At 56.3% G+C, this 25,408-nt stretch carries 22 protein-coding genes and 1 other RNA gene; 6 read left to right on the forward strand and 17 right to left on the reverse strand.

Annotated features, from left to right (window positions below):
• Positions 1-9 precede the first annotated feature (9 nt).
• The 5 genes from gcvT to BFV64_RS19065 form a co-directional block, all read right to left on the reverse strand.
• On the reverse strand, positions 10-1,104 hold the full coding sequence (gene gcvT, locus BFV64_RS19045) for a glycine cleavage system aminomethyltransferase GcvT (RefSeq protein WP_063614145.1): 1,095 nt from the start codon (positions 1,102-1,104) through the stop codon (positions 10-12).
• Positions 1,105-1,501: 397 nt separating this feature from the next.
• A complete protein-coding gene (gene ubiI / locus BFV64_RS19050) occupies positions 1,502-2,704 on the reverse strand; it encodes an FAD-dependent 2-octaprenylphenol hydroxylase (RefSeq protein ID WP_045281994.1) in 1,203 nt (400 codons plus the stop codon).
• A 12-nt stretch (positions 2,705-2,716) separates the two neighbouring features.
• Positions 2,717-3,895, reverse strand: a complete 1,179-nt coding sequence (gene ubiH, locus BFV64_RS19055) for a 2-octaprenyl-6-methoxyphenyl hydroxylase (RefSeq protein ID WP_045134107.1) — start codon at positions 3,893-3,895, stop codon at positions 2,717-2,719.
• Positions 3,892-5,205 carry a Xaa-Pro aminopeptidase gene (gene pepP, locus BFV64_RS19060; RefSeq protein ID WP_086527817.1) on the reverse strand — a complete coding sequence of 438 codons (1,314 nt, stop codon included), beginning with the start codon at positions 5,203-5,205 and terminating at the stop codon, positions 3,892-3,894. Before pepP ends, ubiH begins: the two co-directional genes overlap by 4 nt.
• A gap of 31 nt (positions 5,206-5,236) precedes the next feature.
• Positions 5,237-5,815, reverse strand: a complete 579-nt coding sequence (locus BFV64_RS19065; protein WP_137984549.1) for a YecA/YgfB family protein — start codon at positions 5,813-5,815, stop codon at positions 5,237-5,239.
• A 167-nt stretch (positions 5,816-5,982) separates the two neighbouring features.
• On the opposite strand from BFV64_RS19065, the gene zapA reads away from it, so the two are divergent.
• From zapA to BFV64_RS19080, 3 genes are all read left to right on the forward strand, one after another.
• A complete protein-coding gene (gene zapA / locus BFV64_RS19070) occupies positions 5,983-6,312 on the forward strand; it encodes a cell division protein ZapA (protein WP_006811891.1) in 330 nt (109 codons plus the stop codon).
• 41 nt (positions 6,313-6,353) lie between these two features.
• A non-coding RNA gene (gene ssrS / locus BFV64_RS19075) (6S RNA) lies at positions 6,354-6,537 on the forward strand.
• 24 nt (positions 6,538-6,561) lie between these two features.
• Positions 6,562-7,158 (forward strand): 5-formyltetrahydrofolate cyclo-ligase, encoded by a 597-nt coding sequence (locus BFV64_RS19080; protein WP_014885149.1) that lies wholly within the window; start codon positions 6,562-6,564, stop codon positions 7,156-7,158.
• Positions 7,159-7,273: 115 nt separating this feature from the next.
• On the opposite strand, the gene serA is transcribed toward BFV64_RS19080, so the two are convergent.
• Both serA and rpiA read right to left on the reverse strand, forming a co-directional pair.
• Positions 7,274-8,506, reverse strand: coding sequence for a phosphoglycerate dehydrogenase (gene serA, locus BFV64_RS19085; RefSeq protein WP_014885150.1), 1,233 nt, complete (start codon positions 8,504-8,506; stop codon positions 7,274-7,276).
• 267 nt (positions 8,507-8,773) lie between these two features.
• A complete protein-coding gene (gene rpiA, locus BFV64_RS19090) occupies positions 8,774-9,433 on the reverse strand; it encodes a ribose-5-phosphate isomerase RpiA (RefSeq protein WP_014885151.1) in 660 nt (219 codons plus the stop codon).
• A 127-nt stretch (positions 9,434-9,560) separates the two neighbouring features.
• Between rpiA and argP the strand changes: the two genes are divergently transcribed.
• Positions 9,561-10,454, forward strand: a complete 894-nt coding sequence (argP, locus tag BFV64_RS19095; protein WP_008499727.1) for a DNA-binding transcriptional regulator ArgP — start codon at positions 9,561-9,563, stop codon at positions 10,452-10,454.
• 44 nt (positions 10,455-10,498) lie between these two features.
• Here the strand turns inward: argP and BFV64_RS19100 are convergent, their stop codons facing one another.
• The 7 genes from BFV64_RS19100 to tkt all read right to left on the reverse strand — a co-directional run bounded on the left by BFV64_RS19100 (position 10,499) and on the right by tkt (position 18,881).
• Positions 10,499-11,230: an oxidative stress defense protein gene (locus BFV64_RS19100; RefSeq protein ID WP_069602351.1), complete on the reverse strand. Its 732-nt coding sequence runs from the start codon at positions 11,228-11,230 to the stop codon at positions 10,499-10,501.
• A 92-nt stretch (positions 11,231-11,322) separates the two neighbouring features.
• Entirely contained in the window at positions 11,323-11,958 is a 636-nt protein-coding gene (argO, locus tag BFV64_RS19105; RefSeq protein WP_023338768.1) for an arginine exporter ArgO, read from the reverse strand.
• 145 nt (positions 11,959-12,103) lie between these two features.
• Positions 12,104-12,958: a small-conductance mechanosensitive channel MscS gene (gene mscS / locus BFV64_RS19110; protein WP_023331254.1), complete on the reverse strand. Its 855-nt coding sequence runs from the start codon at positions 12,956-12,958 to the stop codon at positions 12,104-12,106.
• Between the two features lie 186 nt (positions 12,959-13,144).
• Positions 13,145-14,224, reverse strand: a complete 1,080-nt coding sequence (gene fbaA, locus BFV64_RS19115; RefSeq protein ID WP_014885155.1) for a class II fructose-bisphosphate aldolase — start codon at positions 14,222-14,224, stop codon at positions 13,145-13,147.
• Between the two features lie 92 nt (positions 14,225-14,316).
• Positions 14,317-15,480: a phosphoglycerate kinase gene (pgk, locus tag BFV64_RS19120; protein ID WP_014885156.1), complete on the reverse strand. Its 1,164-nt coding sequence runs from the start codon at positions 15,478-15,480 to the stop codon at positions 14,317-14,319.
• A gap of 49 nt (positions 15,481-15,529) precedes the next feature.
• Entirely contained in the window at positions 15,530-16,549 is a 1,020-nt protein-coding gene (gene epd / locus BFV64_RS19125) for an erythrose-4-phosphate dehydrogenase (RefSeq protein ID WP_014885157.1), read from the reverse strand.
• A 340-nt stretch (positions 16,550-16,889) separates the two neighbouring features.
• Positions 16,890-18,881: a transketolase gene (gene tkt, locus BFV64_RS19130; RefSeq protein WP_014885158.1), complete on the reverse strand. Its 1,992-nt coding sequence runs from the start codon at positions 18,879-18,881 to the stop codon at positions 16,890-16,892.
• 272 nt (positions 18,882-19,153) lie between these two features.
• Here tkt and loiP point away from each other — a divergent pair, with 272 nt between their 5' ends.
• On the forward strand, positions 19,154-19,912 hold the full coding sequence (loiP, locus tag BFV64_RS19135; protein ID WP_023331256.1) for a metalloprotease LoiP: 759 nt from the start codon (positions 19,154-19,156) through the stop codon (positions 19,910-19,912).
• Positions 19,913-20,122: 210 nt separating this feature from the next.
• Complete coding sequence (locus tag BFV64_RS19140) at positions 20,123-21,391, forward strand: OprD family outer membrane porin (protein ID WP_069602352.1); 1,269 nt, start codon at positions 20,123-20,125, stop codon at positions 21,389-21,391.
• A gap of 113 nt (positions 21,392-21,504) precedes the next feature.
• On the opposite strand, the gene BFV64_RS19145 is transcribed toward BFV64_RS19140, so the two are convergent.
• The 3 genes from BFV64_RS19145 to BFV64_RS19155 are packed head-to-tail and all read right to left on the reverse strand — an operon-like array spanning position 21,505 to position 25,408.
• Positions 21,505-23,145 (reverse strand): thiamine pyrophosphate-binding protein, encoded by a 1,641-nt coding sequence (locus BFV64_RS19145; RefSeq protein WP_045281992.1) that lies wholly within the window; start codon positions 23,143-23,145, stop codon positions 21,505-21,507.
• A gap of 13 nt (positions 23,146-23,158) precedes the next feature.
• Positions 23,159-24,628, reverse strand: a complete 1,470-nt coding sequence (locus BFV64_RS19150; RefSeq protein ID WP_069602353.1) for an aldehyde dehydrogenase — start codon at positions 24,626-24,628, stop codon at positions 23,159-23,161.
• Positions 24,629-24,637: 9 nt separating this feature from the next.
• Positions 24,638-25,408: an aspartate dehydrogenase gene (locus BFV64_RS19155; RefSeq protein ID WP_023331260.1), complete on the reverse strand. Its 771-nt coding sequence runs from the start codon at positions 25,406-25,408 to the stop codon at positions 24,638-24,640.

Genomic DNA, 25,408 nt, shown 5'->3' on the forward strand with positions numbered 1-25,408 from the left:
TAAAAATAGTTAGGCGACCGGCTTACCGGCGCGAACAAAAATCGGTTTGGTCACGTTGACCGGCATTTCGCGGTTGCGGATTTGCACCACCGCCGTCTCGCCAATGCCTGCCGGCACGCGAGCCAGTGCAATACTGTAGCCCAGCGTCGGGGAGAAGGACCCGCTGGTGATCACGCCTTCGCGCGGATTGCCGTCGGCATCGGTAAAACGCACCGGCAGTTCTCCGCGCAGCACGCCTTTTTCCTTCATCACCAGACCAACCAGCTGTTCAGTGCCCTTCTCGCGCTGCATTTCCAGCGCTTCACGGCCAATAAACTCACGGTCAGCGGGTTCCCATGCAATGGTCCAGCCCATGTTGGCCGCCAGCGGAGAGACGCCTTCGTCCATCTCCTGACCGTAGAGGTTCATCCCCGCTTCAAGGCGCAGCGTATCGCGCGCGCCCAGGCCAGCCGGCTTCACGCCCGCTTCCACCAGCGCACGCCAGAAATCAGCTGCTTTCTCGTTTGGCATGGCAATTTCATAGCCCGCTTCACCGGTATAGCCGGTCGTGGCAATAAACAGATCGCCCGCCTGCACGCCAAAGAAGGGCTTCATCCCTTCGGTGGCTTTACGCTGCTCGTCGCTGAACAGAGGCGCGGCTTTCGCCTGCGCGTTCGGCCCCTGCACGGCAATCAGCGACAGATCGTCACGGACGGTGATGTCGATGGCATAAGGTTCGGCGTGTTGGGTGATCCAGGAGAGGTCTTTTTCGCGGGTGGCGGAGTTTACAACGAGGCGGAAGAAGTCTTCGGTGAAGTAGTAGACGATAAGGTCATCAATCACGCCACCCGAGGCGTTCAGCATACCGGTATAGAGCGCTTTCCCCGGTGTCTTCAGCTTCGCGACATCGTTCGCCAGCAGATAACGTAGAAACTCCCGGGTGCGGCTACCGCGCAGATCGACAATTGTCATATGGGACACGTCGAACATACCGGCATCGGTGCGCACCGCGTGGTGCTCATCAATTTGCGAGCCGTAGTGCAGCGGCATCATCCAGCCATGGAAATCCACCATGCGGGCGCCGCATAACACGTGCTGTTCGTACAAAGGAGTCTGTTGAGCCATCTTGTCCTCGTTGAAAAATTCACCGTGAAACCCGGTATCGGCCTCGTTTCCGAATGCCGACGCAAACGTTCTCTTTTACCTGAACTTACCACCGAAACCGGCGGTTAACCATAAGGTAAAACGGGTCATCACATTAGCTTATGACCAAAAAACGCTGAAAAGCCTACAGAGTTATTCACTGGAAAAATGCGATTAACCCCGCACAAAATTAACAATGATCTAACAGGATTTAGCACATGGTGATATTTCATGCGGAAAAACGGGCCGAATTTCCGTCACATAAAAATCATGACATTAGATTATCTAATGCGAAAAATGACGTGGAATTAGAATATTTCAAACGAGGGAATTTTCCCGGCACAGAGGCCGGGAAAAGAAAGTGTGACGGGGGTCTATTTTATTTCAGCCAGTCCGGCAGGTCGTTAAGACCCATCGCCTGACGCAGGAATTGAGGTTTGACGCCAGGGAGGGTATCGGCGAGCTTGAGCCCAATATCACGCAGCAGTTTTTTCGCCGGATTTGCCCCGGCAAACAGCTCGCGGAAGCCCTGCATGCCTGCAAGCATCATCGCCGCACTGTGCTTGCGGCTGCGCTCGTAGCGACGCAGATACACATGCTGCCCAATATCTTTACCCTCTCGCTGCAGACGACGCAGCTCTTCTACCAGCTCCGCCGCATCCATAAAGCCGAGATTAACGCCCTGCCCGGCCAGCGGATGAATGGTATGGGCCGCGTCGCCCACCAGCGCCAGACGGTGCGCGGCAAACTGACGCGCATAGCGTCCGGTTAAGGGGAAGACCTGACGCTCGCTCTCAAGAGTACAAAGCCCCAGACGGTTATCAAACGCCACGCACAGTGCCTGGTTAAAGGCCTCTGGCGTCGCCTCATGCATCTGCTGCGCTTTTTCCGGCACCAGAGACCAGACAATTGAGCAGAGATGAGGATCGCTTAACGGCAGGAATGCCAGAATGCCGTCGTTGTGGAAAATCTGGCGCGCCACGCCGCCGTGAGGCTCTTGGGTACGGATCGTCGCCACCATGGCATGATGGCGGTAATCCCAGTAGGTCAGCGGAATATCCGCTTTATTGCGCAGCCAGGAGTTAGCGCCATCAGCACCGACCACCAGACGCGCGGTGAGCATATCGCCACTTTGCAGGGTGATAAACGCCTCGTTTTCGCCCCACGCAACCTGCTGGATTTGCGCAGGCGCAACCAGCGTTACGTCGCTGCACTGCTGAGCTTTCTGCCACAGCGCGTGGTGGATCACCGCATTCTCAATGATGTGACCCAGATGGCTATAGCCCATGCTTTCATCATCAAAAGCAATATGACCAAAGCTGTCTTTGTCCCATACCTCCATGCCGTGATAGCAGCTCGCACGCTGGGCTACGATATCTGACCAGACGCCAAGGCGCGTCAGCAGCTTTTCGCTGGCCGCATTTATTGCCGACACGCGGAGTTCCGGCGGGGCATCAGGTGCGACGGGCTGAGGCTGCTTTTGCTCCAGCACGGCCACACGCAGGCCGCTGCCTTGTAATCCGCAGGCCAGGGCCAGTCCAACCATTCCGCCGCCAACGATGGCAACATCAACATTTTGCACAGTGATAACTCCTTAACGCGCGACCCAACCCAGGGTCCGCTGCGCCAGCACGTCGCGTGCCGGAATGAACAGTTCCATCGCCATCAGCCCGAGGTTGCGACCGGCAACCAGCGGCGCCCAGCGATTGGCAAAGAGATGGACTAAACCATCGGTAACGCCGATTGTCGCCTCTTTATCGGCCTGACGTCGCTTCTGGTAATGGCTGAGTACCGGGTATGCGCCGCAATCTTTCTGTTCGCTCCACGCTTGCGAAAGCGCTTCGGCCAGGCTCATCACATCCCGCAGACCCAGATTAAAACCCTGACCCGCGATGGGGTGAAGCGTTTGCGCGGCGTTGCCGACCAGCGCCACGCGGTGCGAAACAGACTGTGATGCGGTAGTTAACGACAGCGGGTATACCGCACGTTTTCCCGCATGGGTAATGCGACCCAGCCGCCAACCAAACGCTTTCTGCAGTTCACTGCAAAAACGTTCGTCGGACCAGGCCTTAACGTCTTCCGCCTTTTCCTGCGGATGGCACCAGACCAGCGAGCAACGACCATCCGACATCGGCAGCATCGCCAGCGGACCGTGCTGCGTGAAACGCTCAAACGCCCGGCCGTTGTGTTCTGCGGCAGTAGAGACGTTCGCAATGACCGCAACCTGCCCGTAAGGCTGCTGCTGCCACTCAACGCCGCACTGGGTTGCGAGCGCCGAGCGCGACCCGTCCGCCGCCACAAGAAGCTGGCCGTCGAGAACGGTGCCATTATCCAGCGTCACGCTGACCGTTTCTTCACTGCGGGTAAAGCTCGCAACGCGTGACGGACAATGCAGGATCACGCCTGGCGCGTCCTGCAACAGACGAAACAGGCGCAGGCCAACATCATGGAGTTCAACGACCTGACCCAGGGCGTCAATACGATAATCATGGGCATCCAGCGTCACAAACCCGGCATGGCCGCGATCGCTCACATGCACGGTATGAATGGCGGTGGCGCAGTCGGCAATCGCCTGCCAGATGCCAATTCGGGAAAGCTGTTGGCAGGTTCCCTGCGCCAGGGCAATGGCGCGAGAATCAAAGCCGGGGTGATTCTTCGTTTGTGGTGCAACCGCCTCAACGAGATGCACCGGAAGCTGCCCCTTCGTCAAATGCGAGATCGCCAGTGCCAGGGTGGCGCCGGTCATGCCGCCGCCAACGATAATCACGCTCATACGCGTGCCGCTGCCATCAGCGCCTCGATATCGTCTGCGTGTTTCACCACGCTCGCGGTCAGGTTTTCGTTACCGGTTTCGGTGATGACGATGTCATCTTCAATACGAATGCCAATTCCGCGGTACGCTTCGGGCACATCGGCATCCGGCGCGATATACAGCCCCGGCTCGACGGTCAGCACCATGCCCGGTTCCAGCACGCGTGAACGGTCGGTACCGTACGCCCCCACATCATGCACATCCAGCCCCAGCCAGTGGCTCAGGCCGTGCATAAAGTACGGACGATGCGCATTTTCGGCGATCAGGGTGTCCACGTCGCCTTTCAGGATGCCAAGCTTCACCAGTCCGGTAATCATGATGCGCACAACTTCGCCGGTCACCTCCTGAATGGACGTGCCCGGGCGATACAGCGTGAGCGCCGTTTCAAGTGATTCGAGAACGATGTCATAAATTGCTCGTTGCGCGGGCGAGAACTTACCGTTCACCGGGAAAGTACGGGTGATGTCACCCGCGTAGCCCTGATATTCGCAACCGGCGTCAATCAGCACCAGATCGCCATCGCGCAGCGCACTTTCGTTTTCGGTGTAATGCAGAATGCAGCCGTTCTCCCCGCCGCCGACAATGGTGTTGTATGACGGGAAGCGCGCGCCGTGACGGTTAAATTCGTGGTGAATTTCGCCTTCCAGCTGGTATTCGAACAGACCAGGACGGCATTTTTCCATGGCGCGGGTGTGTGCCAGGGCGCTGATTTCGCCAGCGCGGCGCATCACGTTCAGCTCTTCTTCAGATTTGAACAGGCGCATCTCATGCACCACCGGACGCCAGTCCGTCAGCGTGGCCGGCGCGGACAGATTCTGACGCGAGCCTTTGCGCAGCTTATCCAGAGCGGTGAAAACAATCTCATCGGCGTACGCATATTCGCCCTGTGCGTGATAAAGCACGTCGAGGCCGTTGAGCAACTGATAGAGCTGCTGATTGATTTCGCTAAACGCCAGCGCGCGGTCGACGCCCAGCTTCTCCGGTGCGGCCTCTTGCCCTAAGCGGCGGCCAAACCAGATTTCAGCGGTTAAATCGCGTACGCGGTTAAAAATCACGCTGTGGTTGTGGGTGTCATTACTCTTAATCAGCACCAGGACCGCTTCCGGCTCGTTAAAGCCGGTGAAGTACCAGAAATCGCTATTCTGGCGATAGGGGTATTCGCTGTCGGCACTGCGCGTCACTTCCGGCGCGGCAAAAATCAGCGCCGCACTGCCGGGCTGCATTTTTGCCAGCAGCGCCTGACGACGGCGCAAATACTCTTGTTGCGAGATAACCATGACACCCTCCTGTGCGTTATTTTTCTCAATGTAAGGTTGGCTTACGAACTTCCGGCGCGGTCGGCTGTGAGCGCGTAAAGTTGTCGTGGCACAGCAGCGCCGCCACGCGCACGTACTCAATAATCTCTTCGAGGGACATTTCCAGCTCTTCCTGGTCTTCCTCTTCATCGTAGCCGAGCTGGGCGATGTTACGCAGATCGTCGATCGCTTCACCCGCTTCGCCGGTCACTTTATCAAGCTTAGGCTGGGTTACGCCCAGGCCAAGCAGATAGTAGTTTACCCAACCCGCGAGCGCATCGGCACGATCGAAGACGCTGACGTCATCACCTTCAGGCAGATAAAGCTGAAAAAGGAAGCCATCGTCTTCCAGCGAATCACTGGTTGCCGCATGCATTTTACGCAGCGATTCTGCCAGCTCGTGGCCAAACGCCAGCCCTTCGTTCGTGAGGTCGTGGATCAGCGGCTGCCATGAGCTGTCGCTGTTTCCGCCGCACAGTATGCCGCTGATCAGACCGTGCATTTCGGCAGGGGTAAGTCCGACTCCCTGCTGGTTCAGTAACTGGTTTAAATCCTTGTAACCAGGCATTTCGTTCTGTATAGACATACGCATTCGTCATCAAAGGGAGGATATTCATGATATGCTACCACTTTGGACCCTGGTGATACCAGAAAAGGGCTTGTATCTTCACATCAGGGTAGCTATAGTGTCGCCCCTTCGCAGCCCCCGGGGCAGTAAGCGAAGGCAGCGCAGTCAATCAGCAGGAAGGTGGCATGTCTGCACAACCCGTCGATCTCCAGATTTTTGGCCGTTCACTGCGAGTGAATTGTCCGCCTGAACAAAGGGATGCTTTGAATCAGGCTGCGGACGATTTGAATCAGCGGTTGCAAGATCTAAAAGAACGCACTAGAGTCACAAATACTGAGCAGCTGGTTTTCATCGCCGCGTTGAACATCAGCTATGAACTGACTCAGGAAAAAGCGAAGACCCGCGACTACGCGGCTAGCATGGAGCAGCGCATTAAAATGCTCCAGCAGACCATAGAACAGGCATTGCTTGATCAAGGTCGCAATCCCGAAAGACCGGGACCAAAGTTTGAATAACACTTCTCAGTTGACTATGGTAGAGTAACTGTGAAGACAAAATTTCTCTGAGATGTTCGCAAGCGGGCCAGTCCCCTGAGCCGATATTTCATACCACAAGAATGTGGCGCTCCATGGTTGGTGAGCATGCTCGGTCCGTCCGAGAAGCCTTAAAACTATGACGACACATTCACCTTGAACCAAGGGTTCAAGGGTTACAGCCTGCGGCGGCATCTCGGAGATTCCCTCTTTCTTCTTCTACCTACTACCATGACTCAATTCCCTGAAGTTTCTGCCTCACGCCAGGATATCCGTCAACTTATTCGCCAGCGTCGTCGTGCACTTACGGCTGAACAACAGTCGCATTTTGCCCAGCAGGCCGCCGCCCGCATGATGGCGTGGCCCCCGGTGGTTATGGCTAACACGGTCGCTCTGTTCCTGTCGTTTGATGGCGAGCTCGATACCCAACCACTTATCGACCAGCTCTGGCGCGCCGGGAAGAAGGTTTATCTGCCGGTGCTGCATCCTTTTAGCAAAGGCAATCTTCTGTTTCTGCACTACCATCCGCACAGCGAGCTGGTGGTGAATCGTCTGAAAATTACCGAGCCCAAACTCGACGTGCGCGACGTGCTCCCGCTGTCACAGCTGGACGTGCTGATTACGCCGCTGGTGGCGTTTGATGAACAGGGTCAGCGCCTGGGCATGGGCGGCGGTTTTTATGACAGAACGCTGCAAAACTGGCAGCAGTACGGATTACAGCCGGTGGGGTATGCGCATGATTGCCAGGCTGTAGAAGCGTTGCCCGTCGAGAAATGGGATGTGCCGTTGCCAGCGGTGGTGACGCCATCGACGTTGTGGGAGTGGTGAAACAGGCGTGCAGCCTGATGCCCTCACCCCAGCCCTCTCCCACAGGGAGAGGGTGAAAACATAAAAAACGGTAACGATAGTTACCGTTTTGCATTTACCTCGCCACCCGACACCATCAGTAAAGCAGACGCGCGCGAATCGTCCCCGGAATAGCTTTCATGCTCTGCAGCGCTTTCTCGGCAACATCTTCATCCGCTTCGATATCAATTACCACGTAACCCATCTGCGAGTTAGTTTGCAGGTACTGGGCGGCAATGTTGACGCTCTGCTCGGCAAAGATTTGGTTGATAGCCGTCAGCACGCCAGGACGGTTTTCGTGGATGTGCAGCAGACGGCGACCACCGTGCAGCGGCAGAGACACTTCCGGGAAGTTCACCGCAGAGAGCGTGGAACCGTTGTCGGAGTATTTGCTCAGCTTACCCGCCACTTCAAGGCCGATATTCTCCTGCGCTTCCTGAGTAGACCCGCCGATGTGTGGCGTCAGGATCACGTTGTCGAATTCGCAGAGCGGAGAGTTAAACGGATCGCTGTTGGTGGCTGGCTCCGTCGGGAACACGTCAATGGCCGCCCCCGCCAGATGCTTACGCTTCAGAGCATCGCACAGCGCAGGGATGTCGACCACCGTACCGCGCGCGGCGTTGATCAGCAGTGAGCCTGGTTTCATCAGCGCCAGCTCTTCTGCACCCATCATGTTTTTGGTGGACGCATTTTCCGGCACATGCAGGCTTACCACGTCGCTCATGTTCAGCAGGTCAGAGAGATGCTGCACCTGCGTCGCATTCCCTAGCGGCAGCTTGCTTTCGATATCGTAAAAGTAGACGTGCATCCCCAGAGATTCCGCCAGAATCCCCAGCTGAGTACCGATGTGGCCATAGCCGATGATACCCAGTTTTTTACCGCGCGCTTCGTATGAGCCCGCAGCCAGTTTGTTCCACACGCCGCGGTGCGCTTTGGCGTTAGCCTCCGGAATACCGCGCAGCAGCAGCAGTAATTCGCCAATCACCAGCTCCGCCACGGAACGGGTGTTGGAGAACGGGGCGTTAAATACCGGGATACCGCGTTTGGCGGCAGCATTCAGATCAACCTGGTTGGTACCGATGCAGAAACAGCCAATCGCAACCAGCTTCTCCGCCGCAGCAATAACGTCTTCCGTCAGTTGAGTACGGGATCGCAGGCCAATGAAATGGGCATCACGGATGGACGCTTTCAGCTCTTCGGTATCGAGCGCGCCCTTGTGAAATTCGATGTTGGTGTAACCCGCCGCACGAAGGCTATCAAGCGCTTTCTGATGCACGCCCTCGACCAGCAGGAATTTAATCTTGTCTTTCTCCAGTGATACCTTTGCCATTTCCCCGACCCTGTTTTTTATCTGAACTGATGTTGTGCTGGATTGAAATCCGCTGTAGCCAACATATCAAAAAAAACTATTGCAGCAATATGAACGTTTGCGTCGGCACTCTGAAGAAAAGTCATACAGGGCAAAATGACAGAGCAAAATGCTAAGGAAATTTACAAACGTGGCAGGATCGGCAAAAGAGGTGGAAAAACGTGACACAAGTCACCGAATTTAGCTTTTAAAAAATTTTTTAGCGGGGGGAGCGCTCCCCCCGTCAGATCATTTTACGATGGTTTTCACACCGTCAGCGGTGCCGATCAGCGCCACATCCGCGCCACGGTTGGCGAACAGCCCTACGGTGACAACGCCTGGAATAGCGTTAATCGCATTTTCCAGGGCAATCGCGTCGAGAATTTCCAGGCCGTGCACGTCGAGGATCACGTTACCGTTATCAGTGACCACACCCTGACGGTATTCCGGACGACCACCCAGCTTCACCAGCTGACGGGCAACCGCACTACGCGCCATCGGGATCACTTCGACCGGCAGCGGGAAATTACCCAGAATATCGACCTGCTTGGAGGCGTCAGCGATGCAGATAAATTTGTCTGCAACGGAAGCGATGATCTTTTCACGGGTCAGCGCTGCGCCACCGCCTTTGATCATCTGCATGTGGCCGTTGATTTCGTCTGCGCCATCAACGTAAATCCCAAGACGATCCACTTCGTTGAGATCGAAAACGGTAATGCCGAGGCTTTTCAGCTTTTCCGTGGACGCATCAGAGCTCGAAACCGCGCCCTCGATCTGCCCCTTCATCGTGCCCAGCGCATCGATAAAGTGTGCCGCCGTTGACCCCGTACCAACACCGACAATGGTACCTGGCTGTACGTACTGGAGAGCGGCCCATCCTACTGCTTTTTTCAGTTCATCCTGCGTCATGATCGTTTTGCCTGTGGTGTGAAAACTCAGGGCGCATTATAGAACACGTCGAATGGATTTCGTCTGCCACAAAGGGAAAATTGTGTCATAGTGCAGATTAAGCAAAATTTAGGAGCCAGCCAGAGCAATGAAACGTCCGGACTACAGAACACTACAGGCACTTGATGCAGTTATTCGTGAACGCGGTTTTGAGCGCGCAGCGCAAAAGCTGTGTATCACCCAGTCCGCCGTATCACAGCGTATCAAACAGCTTGAAAACATGTTCGGGCAGCCGCTGCTGGTGCGTACCGTGCCGCCTCGCCCAACGGAGCAAGGTCAAAAGCTCCTCGCCCTGCTGCGCCAGGTTGAGCTGCTGGAAGACGAGTGGCTGGGTGACGAACAAACGGGCTCCACGCCGCTGCTCCTCTCTCTGGCGGTCAACGCCGACAGTCTGGCGACCTGGTTACTGCCCGCCCTTGCCCCGGTTCTGGCCGACTCCCCTATTCGCCTGAATCTACAGGTTGAAGATGAAACCCGTACCCAGGAACGTCTGCGTCGCGGTGAAGTTGTTGGGGCGGTCAGTATTCAGCCTCAGGCGCTGCCAAGCTGCCTGGTGGATCAACTGGGGGCGCTGGACTACCTGTTTGTGGGTTCAAAAGCCTTTGCGGAGCGCTACTTCCCTAACGGCGTCACCCGCGCCGCGCTGCTGAAGGCGCCTGCCGTGGCGTTTGACCATCTGGACGATATGCATCAGGCGTTCCTGCAGCAGAACTTTGACCTGCCGCCGGGCAGCGTGCCGTGCCATATCGTCAACTCGTCTGAAGCTTTTGTGCAGCTTGCGCGTCAGGGCACTACCTGCTGTATGATCCCGCATCTGCAGATTGAGAAAGAGTTGAAAAGCGGTGAGTTGATTGATTTAACGCCGGGGCTGTATCAGCGCCGGATGCTCTACTGGCATCGTTTTGCGCCGGAAAGCCGCATGATGCGCAACGTCACCGATGCACTGCTGGCGTATGGGCATAAGGTGTTGAGACAGGATTAAAAAGAAAAAGCCGGGTGGCGGCTACGCCTTACCCGGCCTACAGGTTACTGAGCCGGTTTCGGCTGTGCTGCAACGGGCTCCAGCTGGAACACCACATCCACCTGATCGTCGAACTGAATGGTTGGCTGCTCGTAAGTTTCCTGCGCAGAAACCGGTGCCGCGTCAGCCTTCATCATCCGTACCATCGGGCTTGGCTGATAGTTAGAGACGTGGTAACGCACGCTGTATACCGGGCCAAGCTTGCTCTTGAAGCCGGACGCCAGTTGTTCAGCCTGGTGAATGGCATCATCAATCGCCGCTTTACGCGCTTCGTCTTTGTATTTCTCCGGTTGCGCAACGCCCAGCGACACGGAACGGATTTCGTTCAGACCGGCCTTCAGCGCACCATCCAGCAGTGAATTCAGCTTGTCCAGCTGACGCACGGTCACTTCAACCGTACGCACGGCACGGTAGCCTTTCAGGATGCTTTTGCCGTTCTGGTAGTCGTAATCCGGTTGGGTACGCAGGTTAGCAGAGCTGATGTCTTTCTTGGCGACACCGTTCTGTTCCAGGAAGGAGATATATTGCGCAACGCGGTCGTCCGCCTGTTTTTTGGCAGAGGCGGCATCTTTCGCAGCCACGTTGACTTCAATTGCCAGGGTTGCAACATCCGGTACCGCGTCCACGCTTGCGGTGCCTGACGTGACAATGTGCGGGCCATCCGGCAGTTCACTCGCCTGCGCCGACACCGCACCTAAACTCACTAATGCCGCCAGGGCCATCACTTTAAACTTCACTGTCATTCCTCCATGTTGCGAAGAGTGCCCCAGAAACAGGGCGCATGCCAGCAAGCTTAGCGGGTCTGGCTCAGTTGTCCATAAGACAACGCTTAGTTGAGCAAACCCTGAACATGATGAACGCCCTCTTTCGCCAGCTGGAAAGCGATAAACCACATCACCAGACCGACCAGCGTATTAATGATGCGCTGGGCTTTGGCGGTCCGCAGTCGTGGCGCCAGCCACGCCGCCAGAATCGCAAGACCGAAGAACCACAGGAACGACGCGCTGACGGTTCCCAGCGCAAACCAGCGTTTAGGCTCAACGTCTAACTGTCCGCCGAGGCTACCCAGCACCACGAAGGTATCCAGATAGACATGCGGGTTAAGCCAGGTCACCGCCAGCATGGTGACGATAATCTTCCAGCGCCCCTGCTTCATCACTTCAGCGCTTGCCAGTTCGAGGTTACTGCTCATCGCCGTTTTCAACGCACCGAATCCGTACCACAGCAGGAAGGCCACACCGCCCCAGGTCACCAGCGCCAGCAGCCACGGCGACTGCATCAGAAGCGCACTCCCGCCAAAAATCCCGGCGCAGATCAGCAGCAAATCGCTCACCGCGCACAGCAGGGCAATCATCAGATGATACTGGCGGCGAATACCCTGGTTCATCACGAACGCATTCTGGGGGCCGAGGGGAAGGATCATGGCCGCACCTAAAGCAAGCCCTTGAAAGTAATAGGATAACATGACGAAATTCTCACAGTAATGTTCTGGATGCAGACTATACTGCGCGAATCACATTAGAGGAAATGGATAATATTAATTGGGGATTAGCGGGGCTTATAAAAGTAAAGCCCGGTGGCGCTGACGCTTACCGGGCCTGGGTGTGACGTTACTCTGCTTCTTTGACTTTTTTGACGTTTACGTCCATCTGCGGATACGGGAAGCTGATGCCGTTGGCGTCAAACTCACGCTTAATACGTTCCAGCACGTCCCAGTATACGTTTTGCAGATCGCTGCTTTTGCTCCAGATACGCACCACGAAGTTGATAGAGGACGCGCCCAGTTCGTTCAGGCGTATAGTCTGCTCTTTATCCTTCAGAATACGATCGTCGGAGGCAATGATGTTGCTAATCAGTGACTTCACCTGATCGATATCAGAGTCGTACGCTACGCTGATAATCAACTCATTACGACGTACCGGCTCACGGGAGAAGTTGGTGATGTTCCCGTCGATGACCTTCTTGTTCGGCACTATCACGATTTTACCGTCTATCGAACGCAGCGTGGTGGAGAAAATCTGCACATTCAGCACGGTACCCGCCGTGCCGCCAAGATCGACATATTCACCGGCGCGGAACGGACGGAAGGTGACCAGCAGAACGCCAGCCGCCAGGTTAGCGAGCGAGCCCTGAAGTGCCAGACCAACGGCCAGACCGGCGGCACCCAGCACGGCAATGACGGAGGCGGTCTGAACACCAACACGGCCTAATGCCGCAATGAGGGTAAACGCGATAATGCCATAGCGCACCAGCGCTGACAGGAAATCAGCAACCGTGGCGTCAATGTGGCGAGTGAGCATGACGCGATTGATGGCTCGGGAAACGGTACGGGCAACAATCATCCCCACGACAATAATGGCAATTGCCGCCGCAATATTCACGGCGTAGCTGATGAGCAGCGCCTGATTGCGCACCAGCCAGGAGCCAGCGTTATTGATGCTATCTACAACACCGAGATCTTCCATTTATCTTTCCTTATGCTCTTATAAACAACAAAAACCATCCCATAGCGAGACAGGCAGGTCAGTAAAGGGTAAACAAAAAGTACGCGTATTGCCAAGCAGATCACAAAAACAGGTATTGCAGGATATGGAAAAAGCATAAAAAAAGGCCCGCTATTGCGGGCCTTTTAACGCTTTCAGCAGCTCAAATTACAGAACGTCAACCGCGTTCAGTTCTTTGAATGCCTGCTCCAGACGAGTAATCATTGAAGTCTGTGCAGCGCGCAGCCATACGCGTGGATCGTAGTATTTCTTGTTCGGCTGGTCTTCGCCTTTCGGGTTGCCCAGCTGACCCTGCAGGTAAGCTTCGTTAGCTTTGTAGTACTGCAGGATACCGTCCCAGGTAGCCCACTGGGTGTCGGTATCGATGTTCATTTTCACCACACCGTAGCTGACGGAGTCTTTGATTTCCTGAGCAGAAGAACCGGAACCGCCGTGGAAGACGAAGTTCAGGCTGTTGTGAGGCAGGTTGTGTTTCTTAGAAACGTATTCCTGAGAATCACGCAGGATGGTTGGAGTCAGAACCACGTTACCTGGTTTGTAAACGCCGTGTACGTTACCGAAGGACGCTGCAATGGTGAAGCGTGGGCTGATTTTGCTCAGCTCGGTGTACGCGTAATCAACGTCTTCTGGCTGGGTGTACAGGGCAGAAGCGTCCATGTGGCTGTTGTCCACGCCGTCTTCTTCACCACCGGTGCAACCCAGTTCGATTTCCAGAGTCATGCCCATTTTGGCCATGCGCGCCAGGTACTTAGAGCAGATTTCGATGTTTTCGTGCAGTGACTCTTCAGACAGGTCGATCATGTGAGAAGAGAACAGTGGTTTACCGGTGGCTGCGAAGTGTTTTTCACCCGCGTCCAGCAGACCGTCGATCCACGGCAGCAGTTTCTTCGCGCAGTGGTCGGTGTGCAGGATAACAGGAACACCGTAGTGCTCAGCCATCTGGTGTACGTGGTGCGCACCAGAGATAGCGCCCAGGATAGCAGCACCCTGAGGAATGTCAGTTTTCACGCCTTTGCCCGCGATGAACGCAGCACCACCGTTAGAGAACTGAACGATAACCGGTGCTTTAACTTTGGCAGCGGTTTCCAGTACGGCGTTGATGGAGTCGGTACCTACGCAGTTAACTGCTGGCAGAGCGAAGTTGTTTTCTTTAGCTACCTGGAACACTTTCTGTACGTCATCACCAGTGATAACGCCAGGTTTTACGAAATCAAAAATTTTAGACATGTTGCTTAGTCCTGTATCTTCGGCCGTTAGAAAAGGTGCGAGCTCTGATAAGCGCGCTGAAAATTGGGCAGGTTTCCCTGCCCTTGAATGGCTTACTTCTTAGCGCGCTCTTCGAGCATTGCTACTGCTGGCAGAACTTTGCCTTCCACGAATTCGAGGAATGCACCGCCACCAGTGGAGATGTAGGAGATCTTGTCAGCGATACCGAACAGATCGATAGCTGCCAGGGTGTCACCACCGCCTGCGATAGAGAACGCTTCGCTGTCTGCAATAGCGTTAGCCACGATTTCAGTCCCTTTGCGGAAGTTCGGGAATTCGAACACGCCAACAGGACCGTTCCACAGGATAGTTTTTGCGTTTTTCAGGATATCAGCCAGTTTTTGTGCAGAAACGTCGCCCAGGTCCAGAATCTGCTCTTCATCTTTGATGTCGTTAACAGATTTCAGGGTCGCGGTTGCGGTTTCGGAGAACTCGGTCGCCACGCGAACGTCAGTTGGAACCGGGATGTCACAGGTGCCCAGCAGGCGTTTCGCTTCGTCAACCAGGTCCGCTTCATACAGGGATTTACCCACGTTGTGGCCTTGAGCAGCAACGAAGGTGTTCGCGATACCACCGCCAACGATCAGCTGGTCAGCGATTTTTGACAGAGAATCCAGCACGGTCAGTTTGGTAGACACTTTAGAACCACCAACGATAGCGACCATTGGACGAGCAGGTTCTTTCAGCGCTTTGCCCAGTGCTTCCAGTTCGTCAGCCAGCAGAGGACCCGCACATGCTACGTCTGCAAATTTACCGATACCGTGGGTAGAGGCCTGAGCACGGTGCGCCGTACCAAATGCATCCATCACGAAGACGTCGCACAGTGCAGCGTATTTCTTAGACAGGGTTTCGTCGTCTTTCTTTTCGCCTTTGTTGAAGCGAACGTTTTCCAGAACAACCAGCTCACCAGCAGCCACTTCAACGCCGTCCAGGTAATCTTTTACCAGGCGAACCGGGTTGGACAGTTTGTCTTTCAGGTAATTAACCACTGGCAGCAGAGAGAACTCTTCGTTGTACTCGCCTTCGGTAGGACGACCCAGGTGGGAGGTGACCATCACTTTCGCGCCCTGCTTCAGAGCCAGTTCGATGGTTGGCAGGGATGCACGGATACGCGCGTCGCTGGTCACTTTACCCTCTTTAACCGGTACGTTCAGATCAGCACGGATGAAAACGCGTTTACCAGCCAGATCCAGATCGGTCATCTTAATTACAGACATGGTGAATCCTCTCGTTGATTCTTAAAGTTTTGCAGACGCACGATGCGTCTTACCTGAAACCTTGTGCGGCCATTGCTAACGTGGTGTCGAGCATCCGGTTAGCAAAGCCCCATTCGTTATCACACCAGACCAGCGTCTTGATAAGGTGTGCGCCACTGACCCTCGTTTGCGTGCCATCAACAATAGCGCTGTGTGGGTCGTGGTTAAAATCTACTGAGACCAACGGTAATTCCGTATAGTCAACTATACCATGAAATGCTCCCTGTGCCGCTTTTTGCAGCAACAGGTTGACTTCGCAGGCTTTTACCGGTTTTTTCACCGTCACGCTCAGGTCGATTGCGGTGACGTTAATCGTCGGGACACGCACGGCAATCGCTTCAAAACGGTCATTAAACTGCGGGAAAATTCGGGTGATCCCTGCCGCCAGTTTCGTATCTACCGGGATGATTGACTGGCTCGCCGCGCGAGTGCGTCGTAAATCCGGATGGTAGGCATCAATAACCTGCTGGTCGTGCATGGCGGAGTGAATCGTGGTCACGGTGCCGGACTCAATGCCATACGCATCGTCTAACAGTTTGATGACCGGAATAATGCAGTTGGTGGTACAGGAGGCGTTGGAAACGATGAGGTGTTCAGCCTGCAGCTCATGCTGGTTGACGCCAAACACGACGGTCGCGTCGAGGTCGTTACTGCCGGGATGAGAAAACAGGACTTTTTTCGCACCGGCTGCCAGGTGAGCTTCGCCATGTTCGCGATTGCCGTAAACCCCGGTACAGTCGAGCACCACATCCACGCCCAGCTCACGCCACGGTAGCCCTGCGATACTGCTTTCATGCAGCACGCGGATGGCATCGTCACCGACAAACAGCTGCTCTCTTTCCTGGCGAACATCCCAGGCAAAGCGGCCGTGGCTGGTGTCATATTTCAACAAATGCGCCATGCCCGCAGCATCCGCCAGTTCGTTGATTGCCACCACGGTTATTTCCGCACGACGCCCGGATTCATATAAAGCACGAACCACGTTGCGCCCGATGCGACCGAAGCCATTAATCGCTACGCGTACGGTCATAGATCTCCTGCAAAGCTATCCCTGAGTTTGAGGTGGCTGAAAGAGTAATCCAGCTACGCCCGAAGGGGAATCTTTGCTATCACAAACTGCGATTGATTGGTCAATTGTCGAACATTTAATCGACTGAAACGCTTCAGCAAGAATAAGCGAATCGAGGAATAAAAGGAATGGCTGTCCAGATGAATAAGCGTGCTATATGACATGCGTCACATTTTCGGTGGAATAATGCCGGGGAGGTAAAAGCAAAACGGTAACCCAAAGGTTACCGTTTTTAGTGTTTGCACCCTCTCCCTGTGGGAGAGGGCTGGGGTGAGGGCGTCAGCCCGCACCGTACAAGCAATTACAGCAGTTCTTTCGCCTTAGCGACAACGTTATCAACGGTGAAGCCGAACTCTTCGAACAGCAATTCTGCCGGCGCAGACTCACCGAAAGTGGTCATACCGACGATAGCGCCGTTCAGGCCCACGTATTTGAACCAGTAGTCAGCGATACCCGCTTCCACTGCCACACGCGCAGAAACCGCTTTAGGCAGAACAGATTCACGGTAAGCCGCATCCTGTTTGTCGAACGCATCGGTAGACGGCATGGAGACCACGCGCGCCTTCACGCCTTCGGCAGTCAGTTTTTCCCATGCTGCAACCGCCAGTTCAACTTCAGAACCGGTCGCGATGAAGATCAGCTCAGGCTGGCCTGCACAGTCTTTCAGCACATAACCACCGCGAGCGATGTTCGCCAGCTGCTCTGGCGTACGCTCCTGCTGTGCCAGGTTCTGACGGGAGAGGATCAGCGCAGTTGGGCCGTCCTGACGCTCAACGCCGTATTTCCACGCTACCGCAGATTCAACCTGGTCACATGGACGCCAGGTGCTCATGTTCGGAGTCACGCGCAGGGAAGCCACCTGCTCTACCGGCTGGTGAGTTGGGCCATCTTCGCCCAGACCGATGGAGTCGTGGGTGTAGACCATCACCTGACGCTGTTTCATCAGCGCAGCCATACGCACGGCGTTACGCGCATACTCTACGAACATCAGGAAGGTAGAGGTGTACGGCAGGAAACCGCCGTGCAGGGAGATACCGTTGGCAATCGCGGTCATACCGAATTCACGTACACCGTAATGGATGTAGTTACCGGCAGTGTCTTCGTTAATTGGCTTAGAACCTGACCACAGAGTCAGGTTAGATGGCGCCAGGTCAGCGGAACCGCCGAGGAATTCAGGCAGCAATGGACCAAATGCTTCGATCGCATTCTGGGACGCTTTACGGCTGGCGATTTTAGATGGGTTCGCCTGCAGCTTAGCGATGAATTCGTTCGCTTTCGCGTCGAAGTCAGACGGCATTTCGCCTTTCATACGACGGGTAAACTCAGCCGCTTCCTGAGGGAAGGCTTTCGCATAGGCGGCGAATTTCTCGTTCCAGGCAGCTTCTTTCGCCTGGCCCACTTCTTTTGCATCCCACTGAGCATAGATCTCAGATGGAATTTCGAATGCAGGGTGTTTCCAGCCCAATGCTTCACGGGTCAATGCGATTTCCGCGTCGCCCAGCGGTGCGCCGTGGGAGTCATGCGTACCCGCTTTGTTCGGAGAACCGAAGCCGATGATAGTTTTGCACATCAGCAGGGACGGTTTATCGGTGACCGCGCGCGCTTCTTCTACTGCACGTTTAATCGAGTCAGCATCGTGGCCATCAACGCCGCGCACAACGTGCCAGCCGTAGGCTTCGAAACGTGCTGCGGTGTCGTCAGTGAACCAGCCCTCAACGTGACCGTCGATGGAGATGCCGTTGTCATCATAGAACGCAACCAGTTTGCCCAGCTTCAGGGTACCTGCCAGGGAGCACACTTCATGAGAAATGCCTTCCATCATGCAGCCGTCGCCCATGAACGCGTAGGTGAAGTGGTCAACAATGTCATGACCAGGACGGTTGAACTGCGCCGCCAGCGTCTTCTCAGCAATCGCCATACCCACTGCGTTAGCAATACCCTGACCCAGTGGGCCGGTGGTGGTTTCTACGCCAGCGGTGTAACCCACTTCCGGGTGACCTGGAGTTTTGGAGTGCAGTTGGCGGAAGTTTTTCAGCTCTTCAATAGGCAGATCGTAGCCAGTGAGGTGCAGCAGGCTGTAGATCAGCATAGAGCCGTGGCCGTTAGACAGCACGAAACGGTCGCGGTCAGCCCATGCCGGGTTCTGCGGGTTGTGGTTAAGGAAATCACGCCACAGGACTTCGGCGATATCTGCCATACCCATAGGGGCACCCGGGTGGCCGGATTTGGCTTTCTGTACTGCATCCATGCTCAGCGCACGAATAGCATTAGCAAGCTCTTTACGTGAGGACATTTTAACTCCAGATCGGACTGTTAAAGGCCATGCCCTTGACGACAGCGCGTTTTGGGCTACGCCGGAAAAAAGTGCCAACAATGTAACCCAAGCCGCAGGGCATGTACATGGACCATTCTTTTGCAGCTTAAGAAATCTCTGGATCATGCTCGCATGTTGCGCAATCTGCTCGCCCGCGCCTGTAGATATTCCTTATACTTATCCCGGCCCCGGCTTCGTTGCGGGTGCACTTTTCGGATTTTATTGAGATTAACAAGTACGGAAGCAACTTCATGAAAATGCGTGCAATAGTGCTGGCCCTGGGTACAACGCTCATGCTGAGCGGCTGTCAGAATATGGATTCTAACGGTCTGATGACGTCAGGCGCAGAAGCCTTTCAGGCCTACTCCCTGAGCGATGCGCAGGTTAAAGCGCTGAGCGATCAGGCCTGTAAAGATATGGACGGAAAAGCCACGATTGCGCCGGCTAACAGTACCTACACACAGCGTCTGAATAAGATTGCTTCCGCGCTCGGCGATAACATCAACGGTCAGCCGGTGAACTATAAGGTTTACATGGCTAAAGACGTCAACGCCTTCGCGATGGCAAACGGCTGCATCCGCGTCTATAGCGGGCTGATGGATATGATGACCGACAACGAAGTGGAAGCGGTTATCGGCCATGAAATGGGTCACGTTGCGCTCGGTCACGTGAAAAAAGGGATGCAGGTCGCCTTAGGCACCAACGCCATCCGTGCGGCGGCTGCCTCTGCGGGCGGTATCGTGGGCAGCCTGTCTCAGTCACAGCTCGGCGATGTCGGAGAAAAGCTGGTCAATTCCCAGTTCTCCCAGCGCCAGGAGTCCGAAGCGGATGACTACTCTTACGATCTGTTGCGCAAACGCGGAATTAATCCGTCAGGTTTAGCCACCAGCTTCGAAAAACTGGCGAAGCTGGAAGCGGGACGCCAGAGCTCCATGTTTGACGATCACCCGGCCTCAGAAGAACGTGCACAACATATTCGCGACCGTATGGCCGCAGATGGAATTAAATAATTCTGGAAGGAGGCAAATTTGCCTCCTTTTTATTTCGCATGAATTGCCAACTTAATCGCACGTATCGGTAACTCCCGCAAAACCCTCTCCATATCCGGCTCTTAGCGCTGAAACGTCTGGACACATAATTATTGCAATCATTAACCATTCGGGTAATTATCCGACCTGCAGTAATTCATTTTAATATATTAAGACAGAGACGTTCCCTCCGTGAAAAAAGAATTATCGTTAATTGGTTTAGGTTTATTCGCCGCATTACCCGCCGCTGCAAGCCAGCAATCCGACAGTCAGGGTTTTATTGACGACAGCCATCTGGACCTGTTTTTACGCAATGCGTATATCAGTCGCGACTATCATCAGGGCCAGCAGGATAAAGCCGAATGGGGCCAGGGTATTATTGCCACCTTCACATCCGGTTATACCGAAGGGCTGGTGGGCTTTGGTGTAGACGGCATTGCACAGTATGGCGTTCGTCTGGACGGTGGCCGTGGAAAAAGCGGTGCGGGCGGTATCGACTTCTTTAAACAGGAAGACGATGGCCGGGCAAAATCCGATTTAGCGAAATTTGGCGCAACCGCCAAAATGCGTATCTCAAATACCGTGCTGAGCTACGGTAGTCAGCGTCCTGAGCTGCCGATCGTGAATGCCGACAACTCCCGCCTGCTGTTTGAAAGCTACACCGGCACCCTGCTGACCTCAAAAGAGATCGACGGTCTGGAAGTCAACGCCGGTTACTTCACCGACGAGCAGCGCAAAAGTGATGACCGCCACGACAGCGGCCTGAAGAGCCTGACCTTCGGTGGCGCGAGCTACCAGTTTAACGAGCAGTTCAGCGGTGCGGTGTATGCCTCGCATAATGAAGAGGTAATGAACAAGCAGTACCTGGGCCTGAATTTCAAACAACCGTTCAGCACCGGGCAGCAGCTGGTACTCGACTTTAACGGCTATAACTCGCGTCTGGAGCAGGGTTACGCCGACAGCCTCGACACGGGCCGCAGCAACACCATCTGGAGCCTGGCAGCGAGCTATATCTGGGACATTCACACGTTCAAAGTGGCATACCAGCAGAGCAGCGGCAGCACCGGCTACAACTACGGTGGCTACCGCAACCAGGGCGGTGTGGGTGACGGCGGCAACACCATCTGGCTGGCTAACTCCTACTGGTCTGATTTCAACGGCGAAGACGAACGCTCATGGCAGGCATCGTACGGCCTGGACTTTGGCGGACTCGGCCTGCCGGGCCTGAGCTGGACCACCGCCTACGTGCGTGGCGATAACATCAAAACCTCTGAAACCAGCAACGGCAAAGAGCATGAGTGGTTCAACCAGATCCAGTACCAGGTGCAGGATGGTCCGGCGAAAGATCTGAAGCTGAAGCTGCGCTATTCCGTGCTGCGTGTCTCCAGCAACGCCAGCGATTACAACGTGGGTGGGGATGAGATCCGTGCTTACGTGGAATACCCGTTTAACGTGTTCTGATGAAAAAAGCCGGGTGGCGGCTTCGCCTTACCCGGCCTACGGTTTTTTCGCTGTTATTGAGTGAGAAACCGTAGGCCCGGTAAGCGCAGCGCCACCGGGCGATATCCACGATATCAATACAGCGTCTTCTGCGGCGGCCCGGCAAACTTCAGGGCGCCAATCTGCCCCATCCGCACTTCCACTACCGACGGGCCCGGCATCGCCAGCGCTTCTGTCATAACGGCATCAAAATCCTCGGCACGCTCAACGCTCCATGCCTGCAGGCCAATTGCCTGCGCCAGCAGCGTGAAGTCCGGCGTATGCAGCTCGTTGTAATACTGACGCCCGCCGAAATACTTATCCTGAATACCACGCATTACGCCGTACCCCCCGTCGTTCATGATCAGCAGCGTCACGTTGGCTTTCTCCTGGGCCAGCGTCGCCAGTTCGCCGAGGTTCAGACTCAGACCGCCATCACCCACCAGCCCCACAACCTTGCGCTGCGGGTTAGCTATCGCGGTGCCAATGGCCATCGGCAGCCCCATACCAATGGCTCCGGCCAGCGAGTGAATGTTCATCAGCGGGCCGTTGGCGCGGAACAGGCGGCTGCCCCACAGGCTGCCGGACACGGTGATATCGCGCACCAGCAGGCCGTCCTGCGGAAGCGCTTTCTCGATGGCATCGTTAAGTCTCGCATAGGGGCCGCACTGATCGCGCAGGCCCTGCCCGGCTTGCTCAACCGCCTGTTGAACCAGCGCGTCCCACTGCGCGTTGCCCCACTCACGCCCCTGTACGTTGTCGGCCAGCGCGCTAAGCAACGCGGAACAATCGGCTATCAGCGTGTTATCCATCAGATAATTACGGCTCGCCGCCGCCGGATCGATATCTACCTGTACCCGTGGAGACGGCAGCGCCAGCGTCCATGAGCGGGTTTCGTTGCTGCGCAGGCGTGAACCGGCGACCAGCGTAAAGTCACATTGCGCGATGAGCGCTTCAACCGATGGCGAGTTGTGAAACGCCCGCAGACTACCGCGATGGCTGTCCGGCAGCACGCCGCGCGCGTGGGTGCTGGAGATGACGGTGATGCCTGCATCCGCCAGTTTTTTCACCGCATCAGCGCTTCTCAGCGCTCCGCCGCCCAGCCACAGCAACGGCTGTTTTGCCTGCTTCAGCTGCGCCCAGAGTGCGTCAACTATCGCGGGGTCCACGGTGGCGACCGACGTCGGTTTCATCGGTGCGGTCACCAGCGAAAGCGGAATATTGGCACTCTGAATATCAATCGGGATCTCAACAGAGACCGGCCCGCACGGCGGCGTCTGCGCGTCCTGAATCGCTTTGTGCAGGATAGCTATCGCCTGGTTGGCGTTGCTGATGCGGTACGCCCGTTTGGAGCTGGCCTTCAGGAAGCTCAGCTGGTCGCGGGTTTCATGGATAAATCCGGTATCGGCATCCAGCCAGGCTTTTTCGACCTGTCCGGTTAAATGCAGCAGCGGCGTGCAGGCGTTCATCGCTTCTACCAGCGCGCCTACCGCGTTACCCGCACCCGCACCGGTGCTGGTCAGCGCCACGCCGAGACCGGAAAAACGTCCGTGGGCGTCGGCCATGGTCACGGATCCCGCTTCACCGCGCGCGGGCACGAAGCGAATGTTGCCGCGCTGCCCGACTGCATCCGCGATTGGCAGGTTGTGAATGGAGATGACGCCGTAGATGGCCTCAACCTGATACTGCTCCAGCGTTCTGGCGATGGCGTCGCCGACGGTTATCATTTCGCTCATTGCTCACCCTTTCTCAGTCGCACCAGTGGTTGACGCTGTTACCCGTCGCCAGATAAATGCTCTTTTGCTGCATCCAGGCTTTCAGCCCCTGAATGCCCTTTTCGCGGCCCAGACCGCTCTCTTTAAAGCCCCCGAACGGGGTTGAAATCGCAAAGACTTTGTAGGTGTTGATCCACACCGTGCCCGCCTCAAGCTGTTCGCTCAGGCGCAGCGCGCGCCCGGCATCGCGCGTCCAGATCCCCGCCGCCAGGCCGTACACCGAGTCGTTGGCCTCGCGGATAAGCGTGGCCTCGTCGCGAAACGGCATCGCCACCAGTACCGGGCCGAAGATCTCCTCCTGACACGTGCGGGCGCTGTTGCTCAGCCCTTCGATGAGGGTGGGCAGGAAGAAACTGCCGTTTGCCAGCTCAGGATCGGCCGGGATCTCCCCGCCGCACAGCACGCGGCCCCCTTCGCGCTTCGCCAGCTCGACGTAATCCTGCACGCTCTGACGATGTTTAGGGTTAATCAGCGGCCCGACATGGGTACCGTCAGTAAACGGATGTCCGACGCGCAGCCCGCGCGTGAGCTCAAGCAGCCGCGACATCAGCGGCGCGTAAATGCTCTCGTGGATAAACAGCCGTGAACCGGCGATGCACGCCTGCCCTGCCGAGCTAAAAATGCCGTAGCAGATGCCGCGCGCGGCCTGCTCGATGTCTGCGTCTTCCAGCACGATGGTCGGTGATTTTCCGCCCAGCTCCAGCGATGCCGGGATCAGCTTTTCCGCCGCCACGTGTGCAAGATGGCGGCCCGTAGTGGTGCCACCGGTAAAGGAGATTTTGCGCACCTTAGGGTGACGCGCCAGCGCATCGCCAATCACCGAGCCTTTACCGGGTAGCACGCTCTGCAGCCCGGCGGGCAGCCCGGCCTGTTCAAAAATACGCGCCAGCTCCAGCGCCATCAGTGGCGTGGCCTCGGCAGGTTTGAGGATCACCGCATTTCCGGCGGCAATCGCCGGGGCAACCTTTTGCATTTCGCTGGCAATCGGCGAGTTCCATGGCGTGATGGCAGCCACCACGCCGAGCGGTTCATAGCGGCTCAGGGTCAGCAGATCCGGCTGGCGTGGCGTCGGGAGTTCCCCTTCCAGCAGCTCGCAGGCAGAGGCAAAGTAGCGCGCTGTCCCTGCCGCACTCATCACCAGCCCACGCGCCTCCGCGAGCGGCTTGCCGTTATCGCGGCTCTGCATTTTCGCCAGTTCCTCGACGCGGGATTCAATCAGATCCGCGACCTTATGCAGGATCCTCGCGCGCATGTGCGGCAGGCTGCTGCGCCACGCGGGATCGCGCCACGCCCGCTCGCCGGCCTCGATTGCGTCATTCAGATCGTCGAGACTTGCCGCATTCAGCGTCGCATTGATCGACCCGTCTGCCGGGAAATGGCTCTGCATCGGGTTGCCTCCACCATGTCGCCAGTGGCCGCCGATAAAAATCTTCAGATCGTCCATCGTCGCTCCTCAGCTCAGGGCCAGCTCGCGGCAGGCGCGTACCGCGCTCAGTGCTGCAAGAGTGGAGGTTTTAGGGTTAGACGCCAGCGGCAATCCACTCAGCTCAAGATGGAACTCGCCGAACACGCCTTCGACATGCAGCGTGTGGGTATTGCGCTTCGTTGCCGGGTCGACCATCAGCTGCACGCGCGTCTCGTCCATCCCGACGCCACCGAGCGCCACCGTCGCCGCCACGTTGGCGTTCGCCGGGAACAGGCGCGCCGCCTCGCGGGCGCTGCCTTCAAAGAAAACGCTCGCCTCAGACACCGCGTTAAGGTCGATAAGCTGCTCAGCATAACTGCCGCGCCAGCTGGCCGGGCTTTTGCGCGACTGATAGGTCACGCGTTCCAGCCCGCCCTCTTTCGCCGCCGCAAGCCCGTCGATACCGGCAACCGCGCCGGAGAGCAACGTCAGCTTGCCCCCAGCACTGAGCAAACGCTGCTCCAGCGCGCTGTCCGCCAGCGCGCCGGTGGAGATCACCGCGAGATGCCAGCCGCGACGCAATATGTCCTCGCCGTACTGCGCCACCGCCTGCTGGCTGGCGCACTCCAGCACCAGATCGGGCGTGTCAGCGCATGCCACCGGCGTACCGAGCGCCATCACTGCATCACCAAACTGTGTGTGAATCGCCGCATGATGAGATTCACGCGCCACGATCCAGCCAATAGCCACGCCCGCGGGTAAACGCTCAATCACCGCCTGCGCCATGGCGCCAAAACCAATTAACATGATCTTTTTCAT

Source organism: Enterobacter kobei (genome assembly GCF_001729765.1).
GTDB classification, from domain to species: Bacteria; Pseudomonadota; Gammaproteobacteria; order Enterobacterales; family Enterobacteriaceae; genus Enterobacter; species Enterobacter kobei.

Coding starts and splice junctions, on each gene's coding strand:
- argP (WP_008499727.1), top strand. CDS start 9,561: ATGAAACGTCCGGACTACAGAACACTACAGGCACTTGATGCAGTTATT.
- pgk (WP_014885156.1), bottom strand. CDS start 15,480: ATGTCTGTAATTAAGATGACCGATCTGGATCTGGCTGGTAAACGCGTT.
- serA (WP_014885150.1), bottom strand. CDS start 8,506: ATGGCAAAGGTATCACTGGAGAAAGACAAGATTAAATTCCTGCTGGTC.
- BFV64_RS19145 (WP_045281992.1), bottom strand. CDS start 23,145: ATGAGCGAAATGATAACCGTCGGCGACGCCATCGCCAGAACGCTGGAG.
- fbaA (WP_014885155.1), bottom strand. CDS start 14,224: ATGTCTAAAATTTTTGATTTCGTAAAACCTGGCGTTATCACTGGTGAT.
- BFV64_RS19155 (WP_023331260.1), bottom strand. CDS start 25,408: ATGAAAAAGATCATGTTAATTGGTTTTGGCGCCATGGCGCAGGCGGTG.
- gcvT (WP_063614145.1), bottom strand. CDS start 1,104: ATGGCTCAACAGACTCCTTTGTACGAACAGCACGTGTTATGCGGCGCC.
- zapA (WP_006811891.1), top strand. CDS start 5,983: ATGTCTGCACAACCCGTCGATCTCCAGATTTTTGGCCGTTCACTGCGA.
- epd (WP_014885157.1), bottom strand. CDS start 16,549: ATGACCGTACGCGTAGCGATTAATGGCTTCGGTCGCATCGGGCGCAAC.
- mscS (WP_023331254.1), bottom strand. CDS start 12,958: ATGGAAGATCTCGGTGTTGTAGATAGCATCAATAACGCTGGCTCCTGG.
- BFV64_RS19080 (WP_014885149.1), top strand. CDS start 6,562: ATGACTCAATTCCCTGAAGTTTCTGCCTCACGCCAGGATATCCGTCAA.
- argO (WP_023338768.1), bottom strand. CDS start 11,958: ATGTTATCCTATTACTTTCAAGGGCTTGCTTTAGGTGCGGCCATGATC.
- loiP (WP_023331256.1), top strand. CDS start 19,154: ATGAAAATGCGTGCAATAGTGCTGGCCCTGGGTACAACGCTCATGCTG.
- ubiH (WP_045134107.1), bottom strand. CDS start 3,895: ATGAGCGTGATTATCGTTGGCGGCGGCATGACCGGCGCCACCCTGGCA.
- tkt (WP_014885158.1), bottom strand. CDS start 18,881: ATGTCCTCACGTAAAGAGCTTGCTAATGCTATTCGTGCGCTGAGCATG.
- BFV64_RS19150 (WP_069602353.1), bottom strand. CDS start 24,628: ATGGACGATCTGAAGATTTTTATCGGCGGCCACTGGCGACATGGTGGA.
- BFV64_RS19065 (WP_137984549.1), bottom strand. CDS start 5,815: ATGTCTATACAGAACGAAATGCCTGGTTACAAGGATTTAAACCAGTTA.
- rpiA (WP_014885151.1), bottom strand. CDS start 9,433: ATGACGCAGGATGAACTGAAAAAAGCAGTAGGATGGGCCGCTCTCCAG.